At 66.8% G+C, this 25,786-nt stretch carries 20 protein-coding genes and 1 tRNA gene; 15 read left to right on the top strand and 6 right to left on the bottom strand.

The features are described from left to right. Positions 1–21 precede the first annotated feature (21 nt). From V6U71_RS15665 to ald, 3 genes are all read left to right on the top strand, one after another. Positions 22–1,971, top strand: a complete 1,950-nt coding sequence (locus tag V6U71_RS15665; RefSeq protein ID WP_411339318.1) for a CocE/NonD family hydrolase — start codon at positions 22–24, stop codon at positions 1,969–1,971. A gap of 125 nt (positions 1,972–2,096) precedes the next feature. Then, positions 2,097–3,497: an amino acid permease gene (locus V6U71_RS15660; protein WP_411339317.1), complete on the top strand. Its 1,401-nt coding sequence runs from the start codon at positions 2,097–2,099 to the stop codon at positions 3,495–3,497. A gap of 115 nt (positions 3,498–3,612) precedes the next feature. Further along, complete coding sequence (gene ald, locus V6U71_RS15655; RefSeq protein WP_411339316.1) at positions 3,613–4,737, top strand: alanine dehydrogenase; 1,125 nt, start codon at positions 3,613–3,615, stop codon at positions 4,735–4,737. A 41-nt stretch (positions 4,738–4,778) separates the two neighbouring features. On the opposite strand, the gene V6U71_RS15650 is transcribed toward ald, so the two are convergent. Then, on the bottom strand, positions 4,779–7,757 hold the full coding sequence (locus V6U71_RS15650; protein ID WP_411339315.1) for a DUF2339 domain-containing protein: 2,979 nt from the start codon (positions 7,755–7,757) through the stop codon (positions 4,779–4,781). 275 nt (positions 7,758–8,032) lie between these two features. Between V6U71_RS15650 and paoA the strand changes: the two genes are divergently transcribed. The 3 genes from paoA to paoC are packed head-to-tail and all read left to right on the top strand — an operon-like array spanning position 8,033 to position 11,832. Beyond that, a complete protein-coding gene (gene paoA, locus V6U71_RS15645; protein ID WP_411339314.1) occupies positions 8,033–8,674 on the top strand; it encodes an aldehyde dehydrogenase iron-sulfur subunit PaoA in 642 nt (213 codons plus the stop codon). After that, complete coding sequence (locus V6U71_RS15640) at positions 8,671–9,621, top strand: FAD binding domain-containing protein (RefSeq protein ID WP_411339313.1); 951 nt, start codon at positions 8,671–8,673, stop codon at positions 9,619–9,621. The genes paoA and V6U71_RS15640 overlap by 4 nt, the downstream gene beginning before the upstream one ends. Positions 9,622–9,624: 3 nt before the next feature. Then, positions 9,625–11,832 (top strand): aldehyde oxidoreductase molybdenum-binding subunit PaoC, encoded by a 2,208-nt coding sequence (gene paoC, locus V6U71_RS15635; protein WP_411339312.1) that lies wholly within the window; start codon positions 9,625–9,627, stop codon positions 11,830–11,832. Between the two features lie 18 nt (positions 11,833–11,850). Here the strand turns inward: paoC and V6U71_RS15630 are convergent, their stop codons facing one another. Further along, positions 11,851–12,429: a nucleotidyltransferase family protein gene (locus V6U71_RS15630; RefSeq protein ID WP_411339311.1), complete on the bottom strand. Its 579-nt coding sequence runs from the start codon at positions 12,427–12,429 to the stop codon at positions 11,851–11,853. Between the two features lie 41 nt (positions 12,430–12,470). Here V6U71_RS15630 and V6U71_RS15625 point away from each other — a divergent pair, with 41 nt between their 5' ends. Next, positions 12,471–13,448 (top strand): XdhC family protein, encoded by a 978-nt coding sequence (locus V6U71_RS15625; RefSeq protein WP_411339310.1) that lies wholly within the window; start codon positions 12,471–12,473, stop codon positions 13,446–13,448. Positions 13,449–13,458: 10 nt separating this feature from the next. On the opposite strand, the gene V6U71_RS15620 is transcribed toward V6U71_RS15625, so the two are convergent. Continuing rightward, entirely contained in the window at positions 13,459–14,418 is a 960-nt protein-coding gene (locus V6U71_RS15620) for a helix-turn-helix transcriptional regulator (RefSeq protein ID WP_411339309.1), read from the bottom strand. Positions 14,419–14,499: 81 nt separating this feature from the next. On the opposite strand from V6U71_RS15620, the gene V6U71_RS15615 reads away from it, so the two are divergent. Next, positions 14,500–15,051, top strand: coding sequence for a hypothetical protein (locus tag V6U71_RS15615; RefSeq protein ID WP_411339308.1), 552 nt, complete (start codon positions 14,500–14,502; stop codon positions 15,049–15,051). An 18-nt stretch (positions 15,052–15,069) separates the two neighbouring features. Here the strand turns inward: V6U71_RS15615 and V6U71_RS15610 are convergent, their stop codons facing one another. Next, complete coding sequence (locus V6U71_RS15610) at positions 15,070–16,143, bottom strand: tetratricopeptide repeat protein (protein ID WP_411339307.1); 1,074 nt, start codon at positions 16,141–16,143, stop codon at positions 15,070–15,072. Between the two features lie 140 nt (positions 16,144–16,283). Between V6U71_RS15610 and V6U71_RS15605 the strand changes: the two genes are divergently transcribed. The 6 genes from V6U71_RS15605 (at position 16,284) to V6U71_RS15580 (ending at position 22,119) form a co-directional block, all read left to right on the top strand. Beyond that, positions 16,284–17,501 carry an argininosuccinate synthase gene (locus V6U71_RS15605; protein ID WP_411339306.1) on the top strand — a complete coding sequence of 406 codons (1,218 nt, stop codon included), beginning with the start codon at positions 16,284–16,286 and terminating at the stop codon, positions 17,499–17,501. 235 nt (positions 17,502–17,736) lie between these two features. Then, positions 17,737–17,916, top strand: a complete 180-nt coding sequence (locus tag V6U71_RS15600) for a hypothetical protein (RefSeq protein ID WP_411339305.1) — start codon at positions 17,737–17,739, stop codon at positions 17,914–17,916. A gap of 119 nt (positions 17,917–18,035) precedes the next feature. Further along, entirely contained in the window at positions 18,036–18,788 is a 753-nt protein-coding gene (locus V6U71_RS15595) for a hypothetical protein (protein WP_411339304.1), read from the top strand. A gap of 40 nt (positions 18,789–18,828) precedes the next feature. Then, a complete protein-coding gene (locus tag V6U71_RS15590) occupies positions 18,829–19,839 on the top strand; it encodes a threonine aldolase family protein (protein WP_411339303.1) in 1,011 nt (336 codons plus the stop codon). Beyond that, positions 19,836–20,798 (top strand): DMT family transporter, encoded by a 963-nt coding sequence (locus V6U71_RS15585; protein ID WP_411339302.1) that lies wholly within the window; start codon positions 19,836–19,838, stop codon positions 20,796–20,798. The genes V6U71_RS15590 and V6U71_RS15585 overlap by 4 nt, the downstream gene beginning before the upstream one ends. Before the next feature lie 46 nt (positions 20,799–20,844). Then, a complete protein-coding gene (locus tag V6U71_RS15580; protein WP_411339301.1) occupies positions 20,845–22,119 on the top strand; it encodes an alpha/beta hydrolase family protein in 1,275 nt (424 codons plus the stop codon). Between the two features lie 111 nt (positions 22,120–22,230). Here the strand turns inward: V6U71_RS15580 and murA are convergent, their stop codons facing one another. Both murA and V6U71_RS15570 read right to left on the bottom strand, forming a co-directional pair. Beyond that, positions 22,231–23,514, bottom strand: coding sequence for a UDP-N-acetylglucosamine 1-carboxyvinyltransferase (gene murA, locus V6U71_RS15575; RefSeq protein ID WP_411339300.1), 1,284 nt, complete (start codon positions 23,512–23,514; stop codon positions 22,231–22,233). 242 nt (positions 23,515–23,756) lie between these two features. Next, positions 23,757–23,843: transfer RNA gene (locus V6U71_RS15570), tRNA-Leu, on the bottom strand. A gap of 299 nt (positions 23,844–24,142) precedes the next feature. On the opposite strand from V6U71_RS15570, the gene V6U71_RS15565 reads away from it, so the two are divergent. Further along, positions 24,143–25,711 carry a hypothetical protein gene (locus V6U71_RS15565; protein ID WP_411339299.1) on the top strand — a complete coding sequence of 523 codons (1,569 nt, stop codon included), beginning with the start codon at positions 24,143–24,145 and terminating at the stop codon, positions 25,709–25,711. Positions 25,712–25,786 lie beyond the last annotated feature (75 nt).

Here is a 25,786-nt window from a genome sequence, read left to right as displayed (position 1 = left end):
GCGTGCCGGGGACATAGGAATATGATGAAATCGCTGCTGGTCGTGCTGACGCTTGCTGCCGTGCTTCCCCTGCCCGTGATGTTGCAGGCGGCGGGCGCCGAGCCGATCGTCAGGCCGGGCGGCGACATTCCGGGCGATTACAGCCCGCTGCCGGCGGACGCCGATTACGAGCGCCGCGAAATGATGATCCCGATGCGCGACGGGGTGAAGCTTTACACGGTCATCCTCGTCCCCAAGGGGGCGAAAGACGCGCCGATCGTGCTCAACCGCACCCCCTATAATGCCACGGCGCGGGTGCTGCGGACGACGAGCCCCGTAATGGTCGACGCGGTGCCCTTCGAGGATCGCGAGTTCGCGAAGGCGGGCTATATCCGCGTGTGGCAGGATATTCGCGGCAAGTATAAGTCGGAAGGCGACTATGTCGTCACGCGGCCCATGGTCGGCCCGCTGAACGACACCGGCGTCGACAATGGTACCGACGCCTATGACACGATCGACTGGCTGGTAAACAAGGCGAACCTGCCCGAAAGCAACGGCCGCGTCGGCATCATCGGTTCGTCCTATGAGGGCACGACGGTCGTCCAGGCGCTGATCAAGCCGCATCCGGCGGTCAAGGTCGCGGTGCCCGAGAGCCCGCTCGTCGATGCGTGGACGGGCGACGACTGGTTCCACAACGGCGCCTTCCGGCAGGTGATGGCCGACTATATCGCGCAGCAAACGGGCGACCGGTCGATCGCCAAGGCGGCGTCGCGCGGCGGTTACGACGATTATGACAATTTCCGCGTCGCCGGATCGGCGGGCGACTGGGGCAAGGCGCGGGGCTACGACCGGCTGCCCTTCTGGCGGCGGTTACAGGAGCATCCGGCCTATGACGCGGTGTGGCAGGGGCTGGCGCTCGACAAGCTGCTCGCGGCGAACCCGTCGGACGTGCCGACGCTGTGGGTCCAGCCCTTGTGGGACCAGGACGATATCTATGGCGCAATCCGTTCGTGGGAGGTGCTGAAGGCGAAGGGCAAGATGGGCAACAACCATCTGCTGCTGGGGCCCTGGTCGCACAGCCAGGTGAACCGCAACGACGTCGGCCGCAACCTCGGCCCGCTCCAGTGGGGCAGCAATACGATCACCCAATATTGGCGCGACATGATCCTGCCCTTCTTCAACGAGCATCTCCGCGATGGTCCGCCAGCCAATATTCCGGCGGTGACCGCATACAATACCGGCGAAGACCGCTGGGAACGGCTGACCAACTGGCCGCTCGCCTGCGAAACGGGATGTCAGGCGCCGCTGACGCCGATCTATCTCGGCGCCAATGGCGGGCTGGGCTTTCAGGCGGGAGCGGCCGGCGGCGACGCCTATGTCGCCGACCCCGCCAAGCCGGTTCCGCATTACCCGCGGCCGGTCAATTTCGACGACGGTAGCTGGCAGAGCTGGTTGACCAGCGATCAGCGCTCGTTCGACGGCCGTCCCGACGTAATGACGTACCAGACCGAAGTGCTGACCGAAGCGGTGCGCGTGTCGGGTACGCCGATCGCCGACATCTTTGCGCGTACCACCGGCACCGACGGCGATTTCGTGGTGAAGGTGATCGACGTCTATCCCGCGACAAATTCGAGCGAGCCGAAGATGGGCGGCTATCAGCTTGCGATCGCCCTCGAAATCTTCCGCGGCCGCTATCGCGAGAGTTTCGAGCATCCCTCGGCAATCCCGGCGGGCAAGGTGCAGCAGTATAAATTCCGCCTGCCGACGGTGAACCATGTCTTCAAGCCGGGGCACCGGATCATGGTGCAGGTCCAGTCGAGCCTCTTTCCCTATTATGATCGCAATCCGCAGACCTATGTCCCCAACATCTTCCACGCGAAGCCATCGGACTATCGGCCCGCGACGGTGACGATCGAACGCGGCAGCAAGACGCCCAGCCGCGTGTGGCTGCCCGTCGTTCCGCTCGACCAGTCGGCGGCGATGGCTCGCTAAGACGTCTTTCGATCATCTTGAATTGTCATCCCGGCGCAGGCCGGGATCTCGACCTTGCATCATAATGCACCGTTGAGATCCCGCCCTTCGCAGGACGACGAATAGGTCATTCCCGGAGAATCGCATTGAATAGCTGGACACGCCGCAAGCCGATCGCCCCGGCCGGAGAACGCCACCCCGACGCCTTGCCGCCAACCCTGTCGTGGCCGCACCTGATGGCGCTCGGCGTCGGGGCGATCGTCGGTACCGGCATTTTGACGCTGATCGGGGTCGGTGCCGACCGCGCCGGTCCTGCGGTGCTGCTGTCCTTCGTCATCGCCGGGGCAGTGTGCGCGTGCGCGGCGCTCGCCTATGCCGAGCTTGCGGCGATGATGCCGGCGGCGGGCAGCGCCTACAGCTATTCCTATGCGGTGCTCGGCGAAGCGATCGCATGGGTTGTCGGGTGGAGCCTGATCCTCGAATATTCGCTGGTCGTGTCGACGGTCGCGGTCGGCTGGTCGGGCTATGCCTCGCCGTTGCTCACCGGCATCGGTTTTCCGGCGGCGCTGACGCAGGGCCCCGAACTCGGCGGGATCATCAACCTGCCCGCGGTGTTCATCATCGCCGTGGTCACGGGCTTGCTGTTGCTCGGGACGCGCGAGAGCGCACGCATCAATGCCGTGCTTGTGCTGGTCAAGATCGCGACCCTTTCGCTCTTTGTCTTCTACGCCTTGCCGCATTTCGATGCTGCCAACCTCGATCCCTTCATGCCCTATGGCTTTGCGGCGGGTGCCGGCGGCGATGGCGTGCAGCGCGGCGTGATGGCGGCGGCGGCGATCATCTTCTTCGCCTTTTACGGCTTCGATGCGATTTCGACCGCGGCCGAGGAGACGAAGCGGCCCGAGCGCGACCTCGCGATCGGCATCATCGGGTCGATGGTCGTCTGCACGCTCATTTACCTGCTCGTTGCCGCGACCGCGGTCGGTGCGGTTTCCTTCACGCGGTTTGCGGACAGTCCCGAGCCGCTCGCACTGATCCTGCGGTCGATCGACCAAGCAGGCGTCGCGCACGTCGTCGCGACCGCGGCGGTGATTGCGCTGCCGACGGTACTTCTCGCCTTCCTCTACGGGCAGAGCCGCATCTTCCTTGCGATGGCGCGCGACGGCTTCCTGCCGCAGGGGTGGGCGCGGATTTCGAGCCGCGGCACGCCGACGCGGATCACGGTGATGACCGCGGTGCTCGTCGCGATCCTCGCCGGGCTGCTGCCGATCGGCGAGATTGCGGCGCTCGCCAATGCGGGTACGCTGATCGCCTTCATCGCCGTCGGCCTTTGCCTGATTATTTTGCGCCGGCGCTCTCCTGACCTGCCGCGTCCGTTTCGTGTTCCGGCCGTCGCGCTGGTCAGCCTCGGCGCGGTCGGCGGCTGCCTCTATCTCTTCTTCAGCCTGCCCGTGCAGACATTGCTGTGGTGTCTGGTCTGGAATGCCGTCGGAATCCTGATCTACGCGCTCTACGGCCGCCACCGGAGCAAACTCGCGGCAGGATGAAAAACCCTCATCCTCGGAAGCAGCATTACTCGTTTGCGCGGGGCGGGGGTGGGGAGGGTAGTTGCCCCAGCCGCCGGGCGCGCGTCCGGCTCAATCCCCAATGACCGGAGGCATTATGCTGTTAGGCGTTCCCAAAGAGATCAAGACCCATGAATATCGCGTCGGCCTGACCCCCGGCTCGGTTCGCGAATATGTCGCTCGCGGCCACGAAGTGCTCGTCGAAACCGGCGCGGGGCTCGGCATCGGTGCCGACGACGATGTCTATCGCGCCGCCGGTGCGATGATCGCCAGCGATGCCGCCGAAGTCTTCAAGCGCGCCGAAATGGTGGTGAAGGTCAAGGAACCGCAGCCGTCCGAATGGGTCCAGTTGCGCGAGGGTCAGATCCTCTTCACCTACCTCCATCTCGCTCCCGATCCCGAGCAGACGAAGGGCCTGCTCGAATCGGGCTGCCACGCAATCGCTTATGAGACGGTCACCGACCGCACCGGCGCGCTGCCGCTGCTGGCGCCGATGAGCGAAGTTGCCGGGCGTCTGGCGATCGAAGCGGCCGGTTCGGCGCTGCGTCGCCATGCCGGTGGTCGCGGGCTGTTGCTGGGTGGCGTCCCGGGTGTGGCCCCGGCGCGCGTGCTCGTGATCGGCGGCGGTGTCGTCGGCACGCATGCGGCGCGCATGGCAGTCGGCCTTGGCGCCGAAGTGACGATCGTCGACCGTTCGGTGCCGCGCCTGCGCCAGCTCGACGAACTGTTCGGCGGCCGCGTGCGGACGCGCATGTCGACCATCGACAGCATCGAGGAAGAACTGGTCGACGCCGATGTTACCGTCGGTGCCGTGCTGGTGCCCGGCGCGAGCGCGCCGAAGCTGGTCTCGCGTGCAATGCTGGGCCGGATGAAGCCGCGCTCGGTTCTGGTCGACGTCGCAATCGATCAGGGCGGCTGCTTCGAAACCTCGCGCCCGACTACGCATGAAAACCCGACCTTCGAGGTCGACGGGGTGATCCATTATTGCGTTGCCAACATGCCGGGCGCGGTGCCGCTGACGTCGAGCCAGGCGCTCAACAATGCGACTTTGCCGTTCGGCCTCGCGCTCGCCGACAAGGGCCTCGCGGCACTCGACGAAGACCCCCATCTGCTCGCCGGGCTGAACGTTTCGGGCGGCAAGGTGACCAACGAAGCGGTCGCCGAAGCGCTCGGCCTGTCGTTCGCCGACGGCCGCGACACGATCCGTAAACTCGCGGCCTGACGGCTGTGAGGGGCATGGCCGGCCGGGCTGCCGGCCATGCCCTATCCGGTCGCTGACTCGCGCGGCGTGTCCGGCGCGAGCTGGCGGCTGTAGAGCCAGCCGATCCCGATCAGGCTGAAGCCGAGCGCGACGAACGAACCGATCCGCGCCAGCCCCTCGAGCCCCGAGGCGTCGAACAGGAAGACCTTGCCCGCGGCGCCGATCATCAGCACCAGCGAAGCGATCCGCCAGTCGTGGCGCTGCGTACGGATGCCCCAGAGCAGGAAGCCGAGCGCGAGCCCGAGGAGCAGGATCGACCGCAGGATATTCTCGGCATCGGTCACGCCGCCCTCCGCGAGCAATGTGCCGTGGAAGAACTGGCGCAGCGTCGCCCAGGCAAAACCGGCGACAAGCAGCATGACGGCGACCTGCACGAACCGGTCGAGCGCGGCCGGCGGCTTGGCGAAGAGCGCCGGGATGCGGGTAACTCCGAACCATGGCAGCAGGAAGAGTGGCAGCAGCAGGTTCGCCAGCGGCCATGCGCCGACGGCCTGCGCCGACCACAGCGGATTGTGGAGGACAAGCCCGTAAAGCAGGGCGTGCGCCGTGCCTGCAAGGACAAGCGGGCGGGCGAGGCCCGTCATGCCGCGGCGCAGCGCTAGCCAGCCGCCGCCGATCAGCAAGCCTTCCCAAACAAGCCGCTGGACGATCCCGGTCGCGACGAAATCGTCGCCCGCCAGCGCGGCGCAGCCGAGGCGATAGAAAGCGTGCAGCGCGATGCCGCCGACGGTTCCGGCAAGGGCGATGCCGGCGATCCGGAGCCAGCGCGGCACGCTGTCCCGGATCAGCCACAGCGAAACCCCGAAGAACAGCGCGGGAAGCAAGAGCCGCAGCAGTAGCGGCTCGGCGGTCAACAGGCCGCTCTTGAGCTGCATCGGTATGGCCGCGAGCGAAAGCAACGCCTCCGTCGTCCAGGAGGCGATCGGGAGGGCGGCCCAGCCGAGGCCGAGGAGCGCAAAACTTGCGGCCGCGGCATCGACGCGGTCGATCCGCACCCGCCGTGCCGCGAGCAGCGCCGCCGTGCCGCCGAGCGCCGGGACCAGCATCAGCGCGCGCAAGGGAAGGAACTGGGCACAGGCGCCATAGGCGAGCAGCGCCGCCGCGGCCTGCCCGATCCGTCGCACCACCGCGCCCTCGGCGCGGACCGCGAACAGCAGCGCGGCTGCGGCAAGGCCCATCCAGCGGAGCAGCGCCTGGCCATCCGCACTGGCGGCGCCCTCGACCAGTCGGGGCAATTCGTCGAGCGCCAGCGGCGTCGCGACGAGGACAGCAACGGCCGCCGCCAGGAAGCCCGTCGCCACCCGCTCGATGCGGCGGTCGCCCGCTGCCTTGCCGAAGAAGAGCAGGCCTGCCGCGATGGCCGCGACGGCAAGCGGCGCCGTCCACATCGGCAGGATCAGCAGGAGCGCGAGCGCCAGCAGCGCACCGGCGGTCGCTGCCAGCCATGCAACGCGGCTGTCGCTCCCGCGATCGGGGGCCTGCCACCCGCGCGCAATGCCCGCAGCCGCAAGGAGAGCGCCGCCGAGCGCCACGAGGGCGAGGCTATTGTCGGCGATATCCCAGAAATGCCATTTGGTGAGCGGCAGCGGCGCGACGGCGAGCGCGCAGACTTCCCATGTGCGCCGCAATTCCTTTGGCACAGCCCACAGCCGCGCGAGAAGCGGACCCGCGTGGATCGCCAGCAGCGCAAGGCCGATCAGGCCGAACCAGAAGGGTGTCGGGTCGGGCCAGGCGGCGAGCAGCGCCAGCGAAAGGAGCAGGCTGATCGTCGGGACGATGGCGAAGCCGCGTTCGCGCCATGCCAGCCACTGGCCGGCAGCGGCGATCAGTGCGAACAGGCCCCAGTGCAGCGGCGCGAAACCGCCATAGCCGACGAGCAGGGCAAGCTGGAGCGCCCCGACGATGGCAGAGGCCGCGCGCAGCATCGCCGCGCGCGGACCGTCATAGCCGAGCATCGGCACGGCAATCGCGAGGAGCAGCACGAAACCGCCGGTCGACAGCGATGCGAGTGTGTCGAGCGCGGCGCTTGTGAGGACCATCCACACGCCCCAGCCGGCGCCGCCGACGAGTGCGGCGAGCGCCAGCCACGGCCAGCGCCGGGTCTTGGCGACGCCCGCAAGCCCCGCGATCGTCAGCGCGAGGTAGACGGCGAGCAGCGGCACATTGGGTTCGACCGCGCCGACCATCGCCGGCGCTGCCAGCCCGCCGGCGAGGCCGAGCAGCGCGCTGGGCGGGCCGAAACGGAGCGACAGGCCGAGCGCCGCCGCGGTGACGAGTGCGAGCGCGAAAAAGGCCAGCAGCGGTCCGACAAGCTGGTAGACATTCGCCGCGACCATGATCGCGGCATAGAGCGTCGCGATCCCCGCGCCCGACAGCGCCTGCGGCACACGCACGTCGCGCAGCTTCGCCTCGTTGCGCCACGCATATTCGGCGCCGCCGATCAGCGCGATGCCGAACAGCAGACCGGTGACGATCTGCACCCCGGGCGTGAAGACGCGCGCAAAGAAACCTGCGTCGATCGCATAGCGGACGATGAGCACGCCGGCGATCGCCAGCGTCAGCCCGCCGGCCCAGATCGGCAGCGTCTTGCCGAACAGATTCTCGAACCGCGACGCGAGGCTGCGTGGCGGTTCGGACGGTGCGGGGGCTTTCGCCTTCTTTCGCGGCGACGGCGTTGCGACCGGAGACGCGGGTTCAGCCTTCGCTGTCTCCGGAGCCATGTCGGATATCGCTGCGGGAGGTGCCGCCGTGAATGCGGCAGCGGGCTCGCCTCGCACAGGAACGGCGGTTTCGGGAACGGGCGTTGCGACGTCCTGCGCCGCTTCTTCCGCCGCCGTCACTACCATCCGGCCTTGTTGCAGCGCGCCGATCCGTTTTGCCGTGTCCTTCCACATCGCCTCGGATCGCTTCAGGCGGCTGCGCGTATCCATCAGCAGGATGAACAGGGTGATGATGGCAAGAAAGGCGAAGAAGTCGAACATGTTAATCCCTTCGGTCGACCCTCGTAGCAGGCAATGGCGCCAATTTCGATTGGGCTCGCAGATGCGTCACGATTGCTCGCGATTAGGGAACTCGCTGAAGAACATTTCTTGCCCGCTATCTGTTCGCGCCCACGCCAATCTGATACCGTTATCAAACACGTCCGAAATTTCTTAGCCGACGCGGCACAGCACAGAACCGCGCGGCATCGACTGCCTGACCTTTCCCGCAGGTTCCGCGCCTGCCGGCAAACAGATAAAGAGAATCGGAGACATGCATGCAGACCCCCGGGGAATTCGAGCTGTCGCGGCGCGGTATGCTCGCGGGCAGCGCGGCATCGGTCGCAGCCGCGACATTGGTGCCCGCCGAAGCCGCCGAAGGCGCACGGCCCGCGGCCGCGCCGCCACCTACCGCCAAGGTCGCGTTCGAAGTGAACGGCACGACGCGCACGCTCGATCTCGACACGCGCACCTCGCTGCTCGATGCGCTGCGCGAACATCTGCATCTGACGGGCACCAAGAAAGGCTGCGATCACGGCCAGTGCGGCGCCTGCACCGTGATCGTCGACGGGCGGCGGATCAACAGTTGCCTGACGCTGGCGGTGATGCACGACGGCGACAGGATCACCACGATCGAAGGGCTGGGCACGCCCGGCGACATGCATGCGATGCAGCAGGCGTTCGTCGAGCATGACGGCTATCAATGCGGCTATTGCACCCCGGGGCAGATCTGCTCGGCGGTCGCGGTGCTCGACGAAATCAAGGCCGGCGTGCCGAGCCATGTCACCGCCGATCTGACCGCGCGGCCGAAGGTAACGGCGGCCGAACTGCGCGAGCGGATGAGCGGCAATATCTGCCGCTGCGGGGCCTATTCGAACATCATCGATGCGATCACCGATGTCGCGGGGGTGAAGGCATGAAAAGCTTCACCTACGAACGCGTCGATACGCCCGCCGCCGCCACCGCCGCCTTCGCCCGCGCGCCCGGCGCGCGTTTCATCGCCGGCGGCACCAATTTGCTCGATTTGATGAAGCTCGAGATCGAGACCCCCGCGCATCTGATCGATGTCAGCCGACTTGCGCTCGACAAGATCGAGGCGACCGGGGAGGGCGGGCTGCGCATCGGCGCGATGGTCCGCAACACCGATCTTGCCAGCGATGCACGGGTGCGGCGCGACTATGGCTTGTTGTCGCGCGCGCTGGTCGCGGGCGCTTCGGGGCAGCTCCGCAACAAGGCGACGACCGCGGGCAATCTGCTCCAGCGAACGCGTTGTCCCTATTTTTACGACACCAACCAGCCGTGCAACAAGCGCAAGCCCGGCAGCGGCTGCGCCGCGATCGGCGGCTTTAACCGGCTGCACGCGGTGGTCGGCGCCAGCGAGGCGTGCATCGCGACGCATCCCAGCGACATGGCGGTGGCGATGCGCGCGCTCGACGCGGCGGTCGAGACGGTCGATGCGGGGGGACGTGCACGCGCCATCCCGATTGCCGATTTCTACCGCGCTCCCGGCACGACGCCGCATCTCGAAACCACGCTGGCGCCCGGCGAGCTGATCACCGCAGTGACGCTGCCCAGACCGGTCGGCGGCACGCATGTCTATCACAAGGTCCGCGACCGCGCTTCCTATGCTTTCGCGCTGATTTCGGTCGGTGCGATCGTCCAGCCCGATGGCACCGGCCGTGTCGCGCTCGGCGGGGTGGGCTACAAGCCGTGGCGTGTCGAGGCGGCGGAAGCAGAATTGCCGCGCGGCGCCAAGGCGGTCGCCGCCGGTTTGCTTGCGGGCGCCAAGACCACCCATGAAAATGCCTACAAGCTGCCGCTGGTCGAGCGAACGCTCGCCGGGGTGCTGGCAGAGGCGAGGGGCTGAGCCATGAAATTCGAGACCCCCGCCACGACCAACCCGATCGACCAGCTGAAGGTCATCGGCAAACCGACCAACCGCATCGACGGCCCGCTCAAGACGACCGGCACCGCACCTTATGCCTATGAACGCCACGATGTCGCGGCGAACCAGGCCTATGGCTTCGTCGTCGGCGCCGCGATCGCCAAGGGACGGATCGCGTCGATGAACCTCGCCGACGCCAAGGCGGCACCCGGCGTGCTCGCGGTCGTCACCGCCGACAATGCCGGCAAGCTCACGAAAGGCGACTTTAACACCGCCAAATTGCTCGGCGGCCCCGCGATCGAGCATTATCATCAGGCGATTGCGCTTGTCGTCGCCGAAAGCTTCGAGCAGGCGCGCGCCGCTGCGGGGCTCGTCCGCGTCGAATATGCCCGCGGCAAGGGGAACTACGACCTCGCCGCCGCGCTGGATGGCGCGGCCAAACCGGCGGCGTCTTTCGGGGTCGAACCCGACACCGCCATCGGCAATTTCGCCGACGCCTTTGCGGAGGCGCCGGTGCAGGTCGACGCGCGCTACACCACCCCCGACCACAGCCATGCGATGATGGAACCGCACGCGTCGATCGCGGCGTGGGAGGGTGACAAGCTGACCGTGTGGACGTCGAACCAGATGATCGCTTGGTCGGTCGGCGACATGGCCAAGACGCTGGGTATCCCGAAGGAAAATATCCGCTTTGACTCGCCCTATATCGGCGGCGGCTTCGGCGGCAAATTGTTCAACCGCGCCGATGCCTTGCTCGCCGTGCTCGGTGCCAAGGCGGCGGGCCGGCCCGTCAAGGTCGCGCTGACCCGGCCGCTGATGATCAACAACACGACGCACCGGCCGGCGACGATCCAGCGCGTCCGGCTCGGCGCGACCGCCGAAGGCAAGATTACCGCGATCGGCCACGAAAGCTGGTCGGGCGACCTGCCGGGCGGCGGCCCCGAAACTGCGGTGGCGCAGACGCGGCTGCTTTATGCCGGCGAGAACCGGATGACCGCGATGCGGCTCGCGGTGCTCGACCTGCCCGAAGGCAATGCGATGCGCGCGCCCGGCGAAGCGCCCGGCCTGATGGCGCTCGAGATCGCGGTCGACGAACTGGCCGAGAAGCTGGGCATGGATCCGATCGCGCTGCGTATCCTCAACGATACGCAGGTTGATCCGGAAAAGCCCGAGCGGCGTTTTTCGCAGCGCCAGCTGGGCGAATGCCTGACGCTGGGCGGCGAAAAATTCGGCTGGGCGAAGCGCAATGCCAAGCCGGGGCTGGTCCGCGACGGGCGTTGGCTGGTCGGGATGGGCGTCGCGGCGGCATTCCGCAACAACCTCAACGGGCCGTCGGCGGCGCGGGTCCGGCTCGACCGGTCGGGGGTGGTGACGGTCGAGACCGACATGACCGACATCGGCACCGGCACTTATACGATCATCGCGCAGACTGCCGCCGAAATGATGGGACTGCCGCTCGACAAGGTCGTCGTGAAGCTCGGCGATTCCGCGTTCCCGGTCTCGGCGGGCTCGGGCGGACAGTGGGGCGCGAACAGCTCCACCGCCGGCGTCTACGCCGCCTGCGTGAAGCTGCGTGAGGCGGTGGCGCAGAAGCTCGGCATGAATGCCGCCGACGCCGTGTTCGCGGACGGTAAGGTGAAGGCCGGAAAGCGGAGCGCCGCGCTTGGCGATGCGGCCGCCGACGGCGAACTCGTCGCCGAAGACATGATGGAATATGGCGACCTCGCCGAAAAATATCAGCAATCGACCTTCGGCGCGCATTTCTGTGAGGTCGGCGTCGATGCGATGACGGGCGAAATCCGCATCCGCCGGATGCTGGCGGTCTGTGCCGCAGGCCGCATCCTCAACCCCAAATCGGCGCGCAGCCAGGTGATCGGCGCGATGACGATGGGAGCGGGCGCGGCGCTGATGGAGGAACTGGCGGTCGACAAGCGTTTCGGCTTTTTCGTCAACCACGACCTCGCGGGCTATGAAGTGCCGGTCCACGCCGACATCCCGCATCAGGAGGTGATCTTCCTCGACGAGACCGACCCGACGACCTCGCCGATGAAGGCCAAGGGTGTCGGCGAACTCGGCATCTGCGGCGTCGCCGCCGCGGTCGCCAACGCCGTCTATAATGCAACCGGAGTGCGGGTGCGCAACTATCCGGTGACGCTCGACAAGCTGCTCGGTCAGTTGCCGGAAATCGCATGATGCCATGCGGGCGAGGGGTCAGATTGCGCGCAGATCGCCCGGCCGGTCGATGTCGGCCAGTTCGCCGGCACCTGCCATGACCAGCGTCGCATTCGCCAGCAGCGCCTTGCCGCCCCGGTCGCCTTCGCTCGCGCGCAGGCGGTCGAACAGCGCGCGGTCGAACAGCGCGGGCGGCATTGCGGTTTCGCCGTCGCTCGACGCCACGACCGGCGCGGAGACCGGATCGAACCGGGCGAGCAGGCTCCGCAAATGGCCGGTGCCGACAAAGGGCATGTCGGCGAGGCAGACCAGCGCGGCGGGCTCGGGGCCGCGCGCGACCGCCGCAATGCCCAGCGACAGCGATTGCGAGAGGCCCGACTGTGGATCGGCATTGACGGCGATCTCGAATCCCAGCGCGGACAAAATCTTGGCCAATTCGCCGTCGCGGTCGGGACAGACAGCGATCCGGCGCCCCGGTGCCAGTTCGGCGATCCGCCGCGCCGCGTGCAGCGCCAGCGGTTCGCCGGCGAGCGGCATCAGTAATTTGTCCTCGGGACCGAAGCGCCGCGACCGGCCGGCAGCGAGCAGGACAGCGGCAATGGTCGCGGCGTCGTTCATTCGGGCTTGCCCTTCCTTCCCCGTCTCAGCGCAATAGCCCGATGATAGCAACCACCCCTGCCGATATATTGCGCTTCGCCGCGGCGCGGATCGACGAAGGGCTGGGCACTGTGCTCGTCACGCTCACCCATGTCGAGGGATCGTCGCCGCGCGCGATCGGTGCGCAAATGGCGGTGGCCGACGATGGCCGCTACGCCGGATCCTTCTCCGGCGGTTGCATCGAGGCGGCGGTCGTCGCCGAGGCGATCGGCACGCTCGCCGACGGCCGGGCGAAGCTCGTGCGTTTCGGTGCGGGATCGCCCTATCTCGACATCCGCCTGCCGTGCGGCAGCGGTATCGATCTGTTGTTCAATCCGCACCCCGACCCTGCGGCGCTGGCGCGCGTGCTGGCCCACCACGACCGCCGCGAACCGGCGGCGCTGCGCTTGTCGCACGAAGGGGTGAGCGTCGATGACGCGATGGCCAGCGGTTGGAAAGGCGACGGCTTCCATATCCGCTACCTGCCGGGGCTTCGCCTCCTGGCGATGGGGCAGGGTGAGGAACTCACCGCGCTGGCGCGCCTCGCTGCCGGTTTCGGTGCCGAGGTCTGCGCCGTTTCGCCGGACCGGGGGGCCTTGGCTGGGCTTGCCGCCGAGGGAATCGACACCGTCGAATGGGTCGCGCGGGCGCATCTGCCGTCCTTCGCCAGCGACCCGTGGACCGCCTTCGTCTCGGTGTTCCACGACCGCGACTGGGAAGAGGAATTGCTGCCGCGTGCGCTGGGCCTTCCGGGCTTTTACGTCGGCGCGATCGGCAGCCCGCGGACGCAGGCGATCCGGCGCGATGCCTTGCGGTCGGCGGGTACGCCCGACCATCTCGTCCGGCGGCTTCGCAAGACAGTCGGCTTCATTCCCGCGACGCGCGATCCGGCAACGCTGGCGCTCTCGATCCTTTCGGAGATCGTGCAGGAATATCACGCCCTGTTGCCGGACAGCCGTGATCTGGAACCGTCTGCAGCCGATATCGACCAGATGATCTGATCCGGGGCGTTCAGCGGTGTCGAAGGGCGATGGCTTCGGCAAGCGTGCCGATGCAGCGGCGGAAGCTCTCGGGTGCCACCACTTCGACCTCGGCGCCAAGCGCGAGCATTTCGCGCGCGCCATGGTCGCTGTCCTCGACCTGCATCGTCATATTGCGCCAGCCGTTGGCGTCGGGCTCGCTGCCCCCCGCGACCGCTTCGGCGCCGCGCGGTGATAGGGCGGCGAGACGCTGGCAACCGCTGGCAGACGCTCGGATCGTCGCGCGCGTCGCGAACAGTTCGGCCTCGAACCGCGCCTGCTCGGTCTGCCACCATGTTGCGAGATGGAAACCGGCGGGTCGCCGGACGGCGGTGTCGATTACCGTCGGCGCGGCGATATTTGCGATGCGGAAGGCGCGTATCTTGCCGCCGCCCTGCGCCGCGAGGTACCAGATGCCGGCTTTCAGGACGAGACCGAGCGGCTCGACCATCCAGTCGCGCGCGCCGTTCCACCCTTCGTAGCGCATCGAGAGCATCCTTTCGTCGAGCACCGCGCGGGCGATCATGGGCAGGAAGGGCAAGTCCTCGCCGCTGCGATACCAGTCGACGGTATCGATATGGAAACGCGAGGCCATGCGGTCGGCAATCGCGCCGCCGCCGCCGGGCAGTGCGGCGATCAGCTTGTTTTGCGCAGCGCTGGTTGCGGCGCCGATGCCGAGTTCGCTTGCCGGACCAGGCAGGCCGATCATCATCATCGCTTCTGCTTCGTCCGCCGACAGGCCGGTCAGGCGGGTGCGGTATCCGTCCAGCAACTGGAACCCGCCGCCCGGGCCGCGATCGCCATAGACCGGAATTCCCGCCGCAGAGAGTGCGTCGATGTCGCGGTAGATCGTCCGCTCCGCCACTTCGAATTCGGCGGCAAGCTCGGCCGCCGTCAGCCGACCGCGCAACTGCAGCAGGATCAGGATCGAGAGGAGACGGCTCGCGCGCATTTTTTCGTCCTAGCAGAAAATAACTGACAGAAAATGTCAGGTAGGCCGATTTACATCGGCGCCCCATCAAGGAGCGATTTCATGAGCCAGATCGACCGACGCCGCATGATCGCCCTCAGCACAGGAGCGATGATGACCAGCCTGATTCCCCCAGCGGCGGTTGCCGCAATCGACCCCAGGCCCGTGGGCAAGCCCGGCGACTTCGACTTTCTCACCGGCGAGTGGCGAATCCACAACCGCTTCCGCGAAGGGGATAAGTGGATCGAGTTTGCTGGTGAAGCGACCGTGGTCGCCATCCTCCGCGGCATTGCGAGCGTAGAGGAATTGCGCATCCCGGCCCGCGGCTTTTCGGGCATGGGCCTCCGCCTGCTCGACGTCGAAAAGAAAATCTGGTCCGACCATTGGGTTAACGCCAAATCGGGCGTTATCGGCGTGCCAGGGCAGCTTGGCGTGTTCGAGGATGGCGTCGGCCCCTTCCTCTCCGCAGGCGAGGGCGAGAAAGGGGGCGAGCTTTATCGCGGCGTCTGGGACCGGATCACGCCGACCAGTTGCCGCTGGTTTCAAGGCGTTTCGCGAGATGGTGGCCGGACGTGGGACGACGGCTGGTTTATGGACTGGACGCGGGCCGGCTGACCGGCCCCGGGGCTCCGGCTAACCGTCGCAGTCGTTCCAATAATCCTTGTTCGTGGTGCAGCTTTGCAGCCCGGAATAATGATTGACCGTGCACACCGTCTTCATCGGACAGGCCTTGAACGCCCGGGGTACATATTGCGGCGGCGCCTTGGCCTTGGTGAAGGCGGCGACGACCCGCTCGCGCAGGGGGATCAACTGGTTGCGGATATTCTCGTCGCCCTTGTTGATGCCCTCGTCCATCCAATAGAGAATCTCGTCCTCATCCTTGAGCGGGTCTTTCATCTGGAGGAGCGACGACGCCGCCATCACGGCGCCATAGGGTTCGCCCTGTTCGGCGACGGTGCGCGACAGGCGATAGGCGAGGTTGAAGTCCTGCTTCACGCCGCGGTCGCTGTTGATCATGTCGAACGCCATGATGATCGCATAGAAATGGCCGCGCTCGGCCGCCATGCGGAAATGTTCGAAGGCCTTCTTATAGTCTTTCTTGACGCCAAGGCCCTCATGATATTGGAGCCCGACGCGATAGATGGCGTCGATATGGCCCGCCGCTGCGGACTGGTTGAGCAGTTCGAATGCCTTGGCATAATCCTGCTTCGCCCCCAGCGCGCCCGCCGCATATACCGTCCCCATCGTGAACAGCGCGACCGGGTCGCCCAGCTTTGCCGCCTCGTTGATCATTTCCAGCCCCTCTTGCGGGGTGCCGCCCTCGACCGTGCCGCCCAGCCACGCCATGCCGAGTTCGCTGAGCGCCGCCGGGTCCTTTTGCTTGTGATAAAAGGCGGCCGCGGTGTCGCGGCCTTCGATGGTACGGATCCGCCACGCGTCGCCGCGCGCGATCATTTCGGGGAGCGGCGGCGCGCAGGGCGTGCCGCCATTCGCCGCCGCTTCGTGCGCCACCGCCCATTCGCGCTCGGCGGGCGAGATCGCGGTGCCGGCCTGAAGGTCGCTGACCAGCCGGTCATAGGCGTTATGGCAGTCGACATTCTGGTGATATTCGCGCGCCGGATCGGGCATGGACCCGCCGCCGCCGGTCGTCGAAGATGCCGTCGCCAGCGCCAGCAAGGGCGCCGCAATCGCCAATATCGTCCGCATGACAAATTTCTCCCCCCAGATACCCCATCGCATCTTGGCGCATATTCGCGCCCGATACTTGTAAGAACGCGCCAAGGCGTTGCGCCGCGGGGGCGGTCCTGTTAGGCGCGCGACCGTCTTTTCTCGCCAAGGGAACCATCATGTCCGATTCCATCAAGCGCGTTGTCCTCGCCTATTCGGGGGGGCTCGACACCAGCGTCATCCTGAAATGGCTACAGGTCACCTATGGCTGCGAGGTCGTGACCTTCACCGCCGACCTGGGGCAGGGCGAGGAATTGGGCCCGGCGCGCGAGAAAGCCGTGCTGATGGGCGTGAAACCCGAGCATATCTATATCGACGATGTCCGCGAGGAATTCGTCCGCGATTTCGTCTTTCCGATGATGCGCGCGAATGCGCGTTACGAGGGCGACTATCTGCTCGGCACGTCGATCGCGCGCCCGCTCATCTCGAAGCGGCTGGTCGAGATCGCCAAGGAAACCGGCGCCGACGCGGTCGCGCACGGCGCGACGGGCAAGGGCAACGACCAGGTGCGCTTCGAACTCAGCGCTTATGCGCTCAATCCCGACATCAAGGTTATCGCACCCTGGCGCGACTGGGACCTGACCAGCCGCACCGCGCTGATCGCGTGGGCCGAGCAGCACCAGATCCCGGTTCCCAAGGACAAGCGCGGCGAAAGCCCGTTCAGCACCGACGCGAACCTCCTCCACACCTCGTCGGAGGGCAAGGTGCTCGAGGATCCGTGGGAAGAGACGCCGGATTACGTCTATTCGCGCACGGTGAATCCCGAGGATGCGCCCGACACGCCCGAATATATCACGATCGATTTCGAACGCGGCGACGGCGTCGCGCTGAACGGACAGGCGATGTCGCCCGCGACGCTGCTCGCGGCGCTCAACGACCTTGGCCGCAAGCACGGCATCGGCCGCCTCGACCTCGTCGAGAACCGTTTCGTCGGCATGAAGTCGCGCGGCATGTACGAGACGCCGGGCGGCGAAATCTATGCCCGGGCGCACCGCGGCATCGAAAGCATCACGCTGGATCGCGGCGCGGCGCATCTCAAGGACGAGCTGATGCCGAAATATGCCGAGCTCATCTACAACGGCTTCTGGTTCGCTCCCGAACGCGAAATGCTGCAGGCGGCAATCGACCACAGCCAGGAAAAGGTGTCGGGCACCGTCCGCCTCAAGCTCTACAAGGGTAATGCAAGCGTCGTCGGCCGCAGGTCGCCGAACAGCCTGTACAGCGAACGCCATGTGACCTTTGAGGATGATGCCGGCGCCTATGACCAGAAGGATGCGGCGGGCTTCATCAAGCTGAATGCGCTGCGCCTGAAGCTCCTCGCAAAACGCGACCGCTAGGCGACGCTTGAGCCGTCGGCTCCCGGGCCGACTGCGCGCACGATTCGGTCCTGCCGACTCGGCTCATCGCACTTGGGTGTCCGATCGCGCCCAAGCGATGGAAAGCCGCGCCCGCCGCCTGTCACAAAATTTGCCTCTGCCTCGATTATCCCTGACTCATATCGCCGGAGTCGCTGGCGATTCCGAGACAAGATATTCCGGGAGAGGATGCCGCTGTTTTAGCGGAAGATTTATCATGGCAAATCAACAATATGCCGATCAGGATGCTTTTGACTGGCAACCCTGTTCCTTCGTCCTGCCGCGTGTCGGCCTGATCCTGAGCCGGCATGGACCGCGCACCCGCGTGATCATGCCGGGTCATTATCTGGTCCGTCGGTCGCGGACGTTGGGGCAGTGGATTTACCGCCGCGCCTGAGGGCATGGCCCTGACCTGAAAAACATGGTGGCCTTGCGGGTTTGAACGCGCCAAACCGGCCGTGCTTGCAGCGCGCGGTTTCCGGCACGGGGCAAGCCTTCGTCAGGGGAGCCACTGCAATGCGCCTGTTCGACTTTTCTTCATGGCAAAGCATCGGGACGACCCTGCTTGGACTGGCGCTCGTCACCTTTCTCGGCGTTGGTATCCGCCTGATGATCATGATGACGATCCAGCGACGCCGCGAGCGGATGAACCGCCAGATCAACGAGCGGCTGCGAACGCTGATCGCCGCCTACAAGACGCTTGGCGGTTCCTTCACCGGCAATCTCGCGGTCGATCCGCGGCATTTGCGTGACTTGCGGCGCGAAACGGGCGCAAAGGCCGAAAGCGAGCCCGAAGGTGCGCCCGCAGCCGATTCGTCGGTGAGCGAGAGCGGAGCGGGCGAATCGGACCGGCCGCGCCGCATTCGCGATGCGGTCGAGGCGGCGCTGTCCGACATCATCCTGTTGGGGACGGCGGAGCAGGTCCGCCTCGCCAGCCGCGCCGCGGAGGAATTGACAGCCGGCCGGCCGGTGCATGTGCATGAGTTGGTCGTCGCGCTGCGCGATTTCATCCGCAAGGCGCTCGATCTCGACCCGGTCCCCGCCGATGTCAGCATCCCGGTGCAGGGGCCGGCGCGGCCGTCCGGCAGCGGCGGCAGGGGCGGCGGAGCCGGGCGCGGCGGCGAATCGGGCGGCGGCGGTGGCGGCCGCGGCGGTGGCGGCGCGGGAGGTGGCGGCATGGGAATGGCCGGCGGCCTCGGTCTTGCCGGCGGCGCCAGCGTCGCGCGCGGGGCGGGGGCCGACGAGGATGACCCACAGCAATCCAAATGAAGGCTTAGCATGACGCATGACCTGCGCTAAGGCGCCGCTCATGACTGCGACCCGCTTTTTTTCCGACAATGCCGCTGCCGTCCATCCTGCGGTGATGGAGGCGCTTTCGGCCGCCAACCATGTCGACACCGCCTATGACGGCGATGCGCTCAGCCAGTCGCTCGATGCGGCCTTTTCGAATCTATTCGAAACGACCTGCGAAGTCGTCTGGATCCCGACCGGAACGGCCGCCAACAGCATCATCCTCGCTCATTTCGTGCGGCCTTGGCAGGGCATCCTTTGTTACGAGGAAGCGCATATCGAGGTCGACGAATGCGGGGCGCCCGCCTTTTACTCGGGCGGCGCGAAACTGATGACGCTGCCCGGGCGCGGGGCCAAGATCGACGCCGAGGCACTGAAGACCCGCCTGTCGATGGTCCGCAAGGATGTCCATCAGGTCCAGCCGGCGGCGATCAGCATCACCAATGCGACCGAATATGGCCTCGCCTGGCGGCCCGGAGAGGTCGGCGCGATCAGCGAGGTTGCGCGTGCCGAAGGCCTGAAGCTCCATATGGACGGGGCGCGTTTCGCCAATGCCGTTGCCTTTACCGGATGTGCGCCCGCCGATGTGACGTGGCGCGCCGGGGTCGATGCGCTATCGTTCGGCTTCACCAAGAACGGCGCGATGATGGCCGAGGCGATCGTCTTTTTCGGCGGCAGCGGCGGTGCGGGCGTCCGCGAGCTCAAGAAGCGCGGCGGGCACTTGCTCAGCAAGGGCCGCTTCGTCGCGGCGCAGATTCGCGCGATGCTGAAGGACGACCTCTGGCTCACCAACGCGCGGGCGGCCAATGCCGGGGCGGCAGCGCTCGCTGCGGCATGCGGCGACCGGCTGATGTATCCGGTCGAGGCGAACGAACTGTTCGTCAAGCTGACCGCGGAGGAAGCCGCGCGGCTCCGCAAGGCGGGCTTCGATTTCTACGACTGGGGAACCGGCGCGGCGCGCCTCGTCACCAGCTGGGACCAGGATAGCGAATCGGTCGCGCCGCTCGCGGCGGCCATCGCGGCGCTATGAGCGGCGCGGCAGCGCATTCGCTGCTGAGCCCGCGCGTCCTCATTCCCTTCGCGCTGGTAACGCTGATCTGGGGATCGACCTGGATCGTCATTACGGGACAGCTTGGCATCGTCCCGCCGAGCTGGTCGGTGACCTATCGTTTCGCGGTTGCGGGGCTGGCGATGTTCGCCTTTGCCATGATCCGAGGCGAGCGACTGCGGCTCGAACCGCGCGCGCTGGCGTTTGCGGTCATCCTCGGCGCGGCGCAGTTCGCCTTCAATTTCAACTTCGTCTATCGCGCCGAGCAGCATATCACCTCGGGACTGGTCGCGGTGCTCTTTGCATTGTTGATCGTGCCGAACACGCTGCTCGGCCGTGCTTTCCTGAAAACGCCGCTCGAGGGACGTTTTCTCGCCGGGGCGGGGATCGCGATCGTCGGCGTCGGCATGATGATCCTGCACGAATATCGCGCCGCGGCGCTCGGGCCGGCGGCGGTGCTCACGGGTACCGCCTTCACGCTCGCCGGCGTGATGAGCGCGTCGGTCGCCAATGTGATGCAGGGAACGGGCATCGCGCGTGCGCAATCGATGACGGTGATGATCGCGTGGGCGATGCTGTTCGGGACGCTCTTCGACGGCTGTTACGCATGGATCACCACGGGGCCGCCGGTGATCGAACCGACCTTCGCTTATCTCGGCGGTGTCCTCTATCTCGGCGTGATCGCAAGCGCGCTCGCCTTTCCGCTCTATTTCAACGTGATCCGCGCCGTGGGACCCGGGCAGGCGGCGTGGTCGAGCGTCCTCGTCCCGATCATCGCCATGGGGTTTTCGACCGCCTTCGAAGGCTATCGCTGGTCGCCGCTGTCGATCGCCGGGGGTGTCGTCGCGCTCGTCGGGCTGGTGATCGCGGTCGCGAAGCGCCCCGAGCGCCCGACGGTGAGCGGCAATATGGTCGCGGTGACGGTCGACCGGCCCGAGTGATCGCGGGGCCTTTGCAGGCCCCATCGGCCTGCGCTAGACCCGCGCGATGAAAAACATAGTGTTCGGGTTCGCACTCGCCCTCGCATCGATCGCGCCGGCGTCGGCACAGACCGCCGCCGATTGCACCCCGGGGGCCTATCGGGCGCCCGGCGGCGATTTCGTCGTTCTTGCAAAGGCACCCAATATTCCGGCGCCCGGGCTGCGTTACCTGTTTCGCGACGGGCGCCGCGGCGCAACGACCGATGCCGGTGTGCCGCTGGCGTGCAGCGCCGACGCGGCGACGGTCGGCGGCGAGCGCTGGGCCCGGATCGCCTTTCGCGAGACCCCTGCCACTTTCGACAGCGTCGGCACCAAGATGAACGGCGTGCTGATCGAGCCGCCAGGCGCGCCCGATGCGAAGCGGCCGCTGGTCGTCATGGTCCACGGGTCCGAACGGACGTCGCCGATCGGCGGCGTCTATGGCTATGCGATGGCGGCGCACGGCATATCGGTGTTCGTTTACGACAAGCGCGGCACCGGCGGATCGGACGGCGAATATACGCAGAATTTCGAACTGCTCGCCGACGACGCGGCGCATGCGCTCGAACAGGCGCGGAGCATGGCGGCGGGCCGCTTCGGCCGCGCGGGTTTCTTCGGCGGCAGCCAGGGCGGCTGGGTTGCGCCGCTCGCCGCGACGCGCACCAAGGCCGATTTCGTCGCGATCGGCTTCGGCCTCGTCGCCTCGCCGATCGAGGAGGATCGCGAGCAGATGGTGTCGGAGGTTCGCGCCGCCGGGCTCGGCGACGATGCGGTGGCGCTCGTCAACCGGCTGTCGGCGGCGACGGCGAAGCTGGTGCTGTCGAATTTTACCGCCGGATATGCGGATCTGGACGCGGTCCGGCGCGAGATGGCGGACAAGCCCTGGGCGGCGAAGATCGATGGCGAATATAGCGGCGATATCGCGCGGATGACCGACGACGAACTGCGGCGGATCGGCCGCGCGCGGTTCGACAATGTCGAGCTGATCTGGAACTATGACGCGGTCGCGGCGCTGGGGAGGCTCGATACTCCGCTGCTCTGGGTCCTGGCGGGCGAGGATCGCGAGGCGCCGATCGAAACGACGCGCGCCGCGCTGCTCGACCTTGCCAAGGCGGGCAAGCCGTTCGACGTCTATCTCTTCCCCGACACCGACCATGGCATGGTCGAATATACCACCGCCGCCGACGGGTCGCGCAGCGCGACCCGCATCACCGACGGCTATCTGAAACTGCTCGGCGACTGGATCAGGGGCGATGTGCACGGCACATACGGCCGCGCCGAACATCTGACGGCGACCCGTTAGGTCTAAATCATATTCGTCATCCCGGCGAAGGCCGGGATCTCGCCATCGCGTTTTGAACCGCCGGAGAGATCCCGGCCTCCGCCGGGATGACGATAATGAAGGTGTGGGAGCTTACCCGGCGCTGATCCGTTCGATGTCGGCGCCGACGGCCTGGAGCTTTTCCTCGAGCCGTTCATAGCCGCGGTCGAGGTGATAGACGCGGTTGACCTCGGTCGTCCCCTCGGCGGCGAGACCGGCGATGATCAGGCTCATCGAGGCGCGCAGGTCGGTGGCCATCACCGGCGCGCCGATCAGCTTGTCGACCCCGCGCACCACCGCGCTGCGGCCGCGCACGTCGATGTCGCAGCCCATGCGCGCCAGTTCGGGGACATGCATATAGCGGTTCTCGAAAATCGTCTCGGTGAACAGCGAGGCGCCCTTGCCGAGCGTCGCCATCGCCATGAACTGCGCCTGCATGTCGGTCGCGAAGCCCGGATAGGGCGCGGTCGACAGGGTGACGGGCTCGGCACGGCCCGACATGGCGACGCGAATGCCGCCCTTCGTGTCCTCGACCGTCGCGCCGGCCTGGCGCAGCGCGGCGAGCGTCGCTTCCATTTCGGCGGCCTTGGCGCCGACGAGTTCGACGTCGCCTTCGGTGATCACCGCGGCGCAGGCATAGCTGCCTGCCTCGATCCGGTCGGCCATGACGCGATAGGTCGCGCCGTGCAGGCGGTCGACGCCCTCGATGGTGAGCGTTTCGGTGCCGATGCCGTCGATCTGCGCGCCCATCGCGACGAGGCAATTGCAGAGGTCGACGATCTCGGGTTCGCGCGCCGCGTTTTCGAGGATGCAGCTGCCCTTGGCGAGGACGGCGGCCATCACCGCATTTTCGGTCGCGCCGACCGACACGACGGGAAAGGTAAATTTGCCGCCCGCGAGGCGCCCGCCGGGCGCGCTCGCCTTCACATAGCCCGAGGCGAGCTCGATCTCGGCGCCGAAGGCTTCGAGCGCTTTCAGGTGCAGGTCGATCGGACGGTTGCCGATCGCGCAGCCGCCGGGGAGCGACACCGTCGCTTCGCCGGCGCGGGCGAGCAGCGGGCCGAGGACGAGGATCGAGGCGCGCATCTTGCGGACGATGTCATAGGGCGCGACGGTCGAGGTGAGGGTAGTCGCGCGCGCGGTCATCACCCGCCCGAAATCCTCGGGGCGCGAGCCTTCGATCGTCGTCGAGCAGCCGAGCTGGTTGAGCAGGTGACCGAAACCGTCGACATCGGCGAGGCGCGGCAGGTTGCGGAGCGTCAACGGCTCGTCGGTGAGCAGTGCGCAGGGCAATAATGTCAGCGCCGCATTCTTCGCGCCGGAGATGGGGATTCGGCCCTTGAGTCGCTGGCCGCCGCGAATGACGATCTGATCCATCGGCTGTCTTTAGCCGATGCGCCGATGCGCGCAAGCCGATGCCGCGATGAAGTTCGGGGCGCCGTTATTCGCAGTGCATAACTGGCATGGCCATCGAAATGCGCGCGCCGGTTTCTACCGTCGTCAGCAGGGCGCGACGGGCCGGATGCGGTGACAACGCCGTCCACCAGCATTGGAAGAACGGCCCAGCGCGACCGCGAAGGGCCGCCAAATCAGGAAAATACGCCACGAAATGGCGATGATGGTGCGGTCGAGAAGACTCGAACTTCCACGGCCTTTCGGCCACAACGACCTCAACGTTGCGCGTCTACCAGTTCCGCCACGACCGCACATCATGATGGTCCGGACGGGCCGGCACCAGGTAGGAGCGGGCGCCTAGCAAAGCTTTGGGGGCGATGCAAGCGAGCTTCGCAGCATTTGTTTCTTCGCGGCACGGCAATGCCGGGCCCCGCGCGCCGGGCGTGTCACCAAAGCGTCCTGAAACCGTCACTCAACTGTCATCGTTCTGGCGTCAGACCGTCATCGAATCACCCTAGTGGCGGCGTCACCGGGGGCGAGCACAGACATTTCTCGTTGATCGGTGGTTTTTCATGTGGGGCGCGAAGGCGCACCGGGAACGGAGATTTTCATGGCGGCTTTCGCACGCGTTCGTTTGGTCATGCTCAGCGGCGTGGCCTGTTCCATTCTTGCGGCGTGCGGCGCCGACGGCGTCGCATCGCCGGGCGAAGGTGTGATCGTCATTCCGACGCCGACCCCGACGCCCACGCCGACCCCGACTCCGACGCCGACCCCGATGGGCGTTACCCCGGCGGCGAATTGCCCGACCATCGCGGGTGCCGACCAGCTCACCGACCTCGGCACGATCACCGGCAACGAAGGCACGTGGCGCAACTGCGGCTTCCCCGCGCGCTTCAACTCGACGACGGCGATCCCGAAGGTCGACGGCGTCATCTACTCGCTGCCCGGCCGCGTCGACGTCGGCACCGACCAGGGTGCGGCGAGCACCAACACCGTCGCGACGCTGACCATCGATCCGGGCGTCATCGTCTTCGGCTCGACGGGCGTTTCGTACCTCGTCGTCAACCGCGGCAACAAGATCGATGCCGTCGGTACCCCGACCCAGCCGATCATCTTCACCGGTCGTGGCAACGTCGTCAGTTCGGCGGGTGACAGCACCTCGCAGCTGTGGGGCGGTGTCGTTGTGCTCGGACGTGCGCCGGTCACCGACTGCCTCGCGCCGGGCGCCGCCGAAGGTACGGTCGATTGCGAACGCGACACCGAAGGCACGTCGAACGCGCTCTACGGCGGTGCGCAGCCGGCCGACAATTCGGGCCGCATGTCGTACGTCCAGATCCGCTATTCGGGTTTCATCCTGAGCGCCGACAAGGAATTGCAGGGCCTCACCCCGTCGGGTGTCGGTTCGGCCACCCAGTTCGACCACATCCAGATCCACAACAGCTCGGACGACGGCATGGAAGTTTTCGGCGGCCGGCCGAACTTCAAGCATATGGTCGTCACCGGCGCCGAGGATGACAGCTTCGACACCGACGTCGGCTACAAGGGCAATATCCAATATGCGATCGCGATCGGCCGCGCCGGCGGAACGGTGGGCGACTCGATGATGGAAATCGACTCGGACGGCAACGAACAGGCCGTTCCGCGCCAGAACGTCACCATCTCGAACTTCACCTTCATCCATCGCAACGCCAACAACAGCAACGCCGCCGCCATCCGCATCCGCGGCGGCGCCGACTACAGCTTTGTCAACGGTCTGATGACCAGCGATACCTCGTGTATCCGTATCGACAGCACGTCGACGACGCAGACGGCGGGTGCCGACGAACAGGGGCCGCCGCGCTTCTTCTCGGTATCGCTGAAGTGCAGCGCCGATCGTCCGTTCCGCGGTGGCGGCAGCCCGGCGGTGACCGACGCGGAAGTCCAGGCAATCTTCAACGCCGGCACGGACAACCGCTTCGACTATGCGCCGAGCCTCGCGAACCTGTTCATCAACGGCGCGACCGAAACGGGCTTCGCGGCCTATGATGCCAAGACGATCGCGCCCTTCTTCGACACCACGGCCTATGTCGGCGCGGTCCGCGATGCCAACGACACCTGGTATCAGGGCTGGACCTGTAACTCGGCGACGGCGGACTTCGGCACCAGCAGCGGCAGCTGCTCGGCGCTCCCGGTCACCTGACCGCTGCTCGCAAGCCAAATGGGGAGCGGGCAGGCCTGACACAGGCGGCCCGCTCCCTACCTGCATATTCCTCGG

The organism is Sphingopyxis sp. J-6, assembly GCF_046603995.1.
Classification (GTDB): Bacteria; Pseudomonadota; Alphaproteobacteria; order Sphingomonadales; family Sphingomonadaceae; genus Sphingopyxis.
This window is presented reverse-complemented; position numbering and strand designations above follow the sequence as displayed.

What these genes read in the sequence shown, in the direction of transcription:
- V6U71_RS15665 (WP_411339318.1), top strand. Translation starts at nt 22, where the DNA reads ATGATGAAATCGCTGCTGGTCGTGCTGACGCTTGCTGCCGTGCTTCCC.
- ald (WP_411339316.1), top strand. Translation starts at nt 3,613, where the DNA reads ATGCTGTTAGGCGTTCCCAAAGAGATCAAGACCCATGAATATCGCGTC.
- V6U71_RS15650 (WP_411339315.1), bottom strand. Translation starts at nt 7,757, where the DNA reads ATGTTCGACTTCTTCGCCTTTCTTGCCATCATCACCCTGTTCATCCTG.
- paoA (WP_411339314.1), top strand. Translation starts at nt 8,033, where the DNA reads ATGCAGACCCCCGGGGAATTCGAGCTGTCGCGGCGCGGTATGCTCGCG.
- V6U71_RS15640 (WP_411339313.1), top strand. Translation starts at nt 8,671, where the DNA reads ATGAAAAGCTTCACCTACGAACGCGTCGATACGCCCGCCGCCGCCACC.
- paoC (WP_411339312.1), top strand. Translation starts at nt 9,625, where the DNA reads ATGAAATTCGAGACCCCCGCCACGACCAACCCGATCGACCAGCTGAAG.
- V6U71_RS15630 (WP_411339311.1), bottom strand. Translation starts at nt 12,429, where the DNA reads ATGAACGACGCCGCGACCATTGCCGCTGTCCTGCTCGCTGCCGGCCGG.
- V6U71_RS15625 (WP_411339310.1), top strand. Translation starts at nt 12,471, where the DNA reads ATGATAGCAACCACCCCTGCCGATATATTGCGCTTCGCCGCGGCGCGG.
- V6U71_RS15620 (WP_411339309.1), bottom strand. Translation starts at nt 14,418, where the DNA reads ATGCGCGCGAGCCGTCTCCTCTCGATCCTGATCCTGCTGCAGTTGCGC.
- V6U71_RS15615 (WP_411339308.1), top strand. Translation starts at nt 14,500, where the DNA reads ATGAGCCAGATCGACCGACGCCGCATGATCGCCCTCAGCACAGGAGCG.
- V6U71_RS15610 (WP_411339307.1), bottom strand. Translation starts at nt 16,143, where the DNA reads ATGCGGACGATATTGGCGATTGCGGCGCCCTTGCTGGCGCTGGCGACG.
- V6U71_RS15605 (WP_411339306.1), top strand. Translation starts at nt 16,284, where the DNA reads ATGTCCGATTCCATCAAGCGCGTTGTCCTCGCCTATTCGGGGGGGCTC.
- V6U71_RS15600 (WP_411339305.1), top strand. Translation starts at nt 17,737, where the DNA reads ATGGCAAATCAACAATATGCCGATCAGGATGCTTTTGACTGGCAACCC.
- V6U71_RS15595 (WP_411339304.1), top strand. Translation starts at nt 18,036, where the DNA reads ATGCGCCTGTTCGACTTTTCTTCATGGCAAAGCATCGGGACGACCCTG.
- V6U71_RS15590 (WP_411339303.1), top strand. Translation starts at nt 18,829, where the DNA reads ATGACTGCGACCCGCTTTTTTTCCGACAATGCCGCTGCCGTCCATCCT.
- V6U71_RS15585 (WP_411339302.1), top strand. Translation starts at nt 19,836, where the DNA reads ATGAGCGGCGCGGCAGCGCATTCGCTGCTGAGCCCGCGCGTCCTCATT.
- V6U71_RS15580 (WP_411339301.1), top strand. Translation starts at nt 20,845, where the DNA reads ATGAAAAACATAGTGTTCGGGTTCGCACTCGCCCTCGCATCGATCGCG.
- murA (WP_411339300.1), bottom strand. Translation starts at nt 23,514, where the DNA reads ATGGATCAGATCGTCATTCGCGGCGGCCAGCGACTCAAGGGCCGAATC.
- V6U71_RS15565 (WP_411339299.1), top strand. Translation starts at nt 24,143, where the DNA reads ATGGCGGCTTTCGCACGCGTTCGTTTGGTCATGCTCAGCGGCGTGGCC.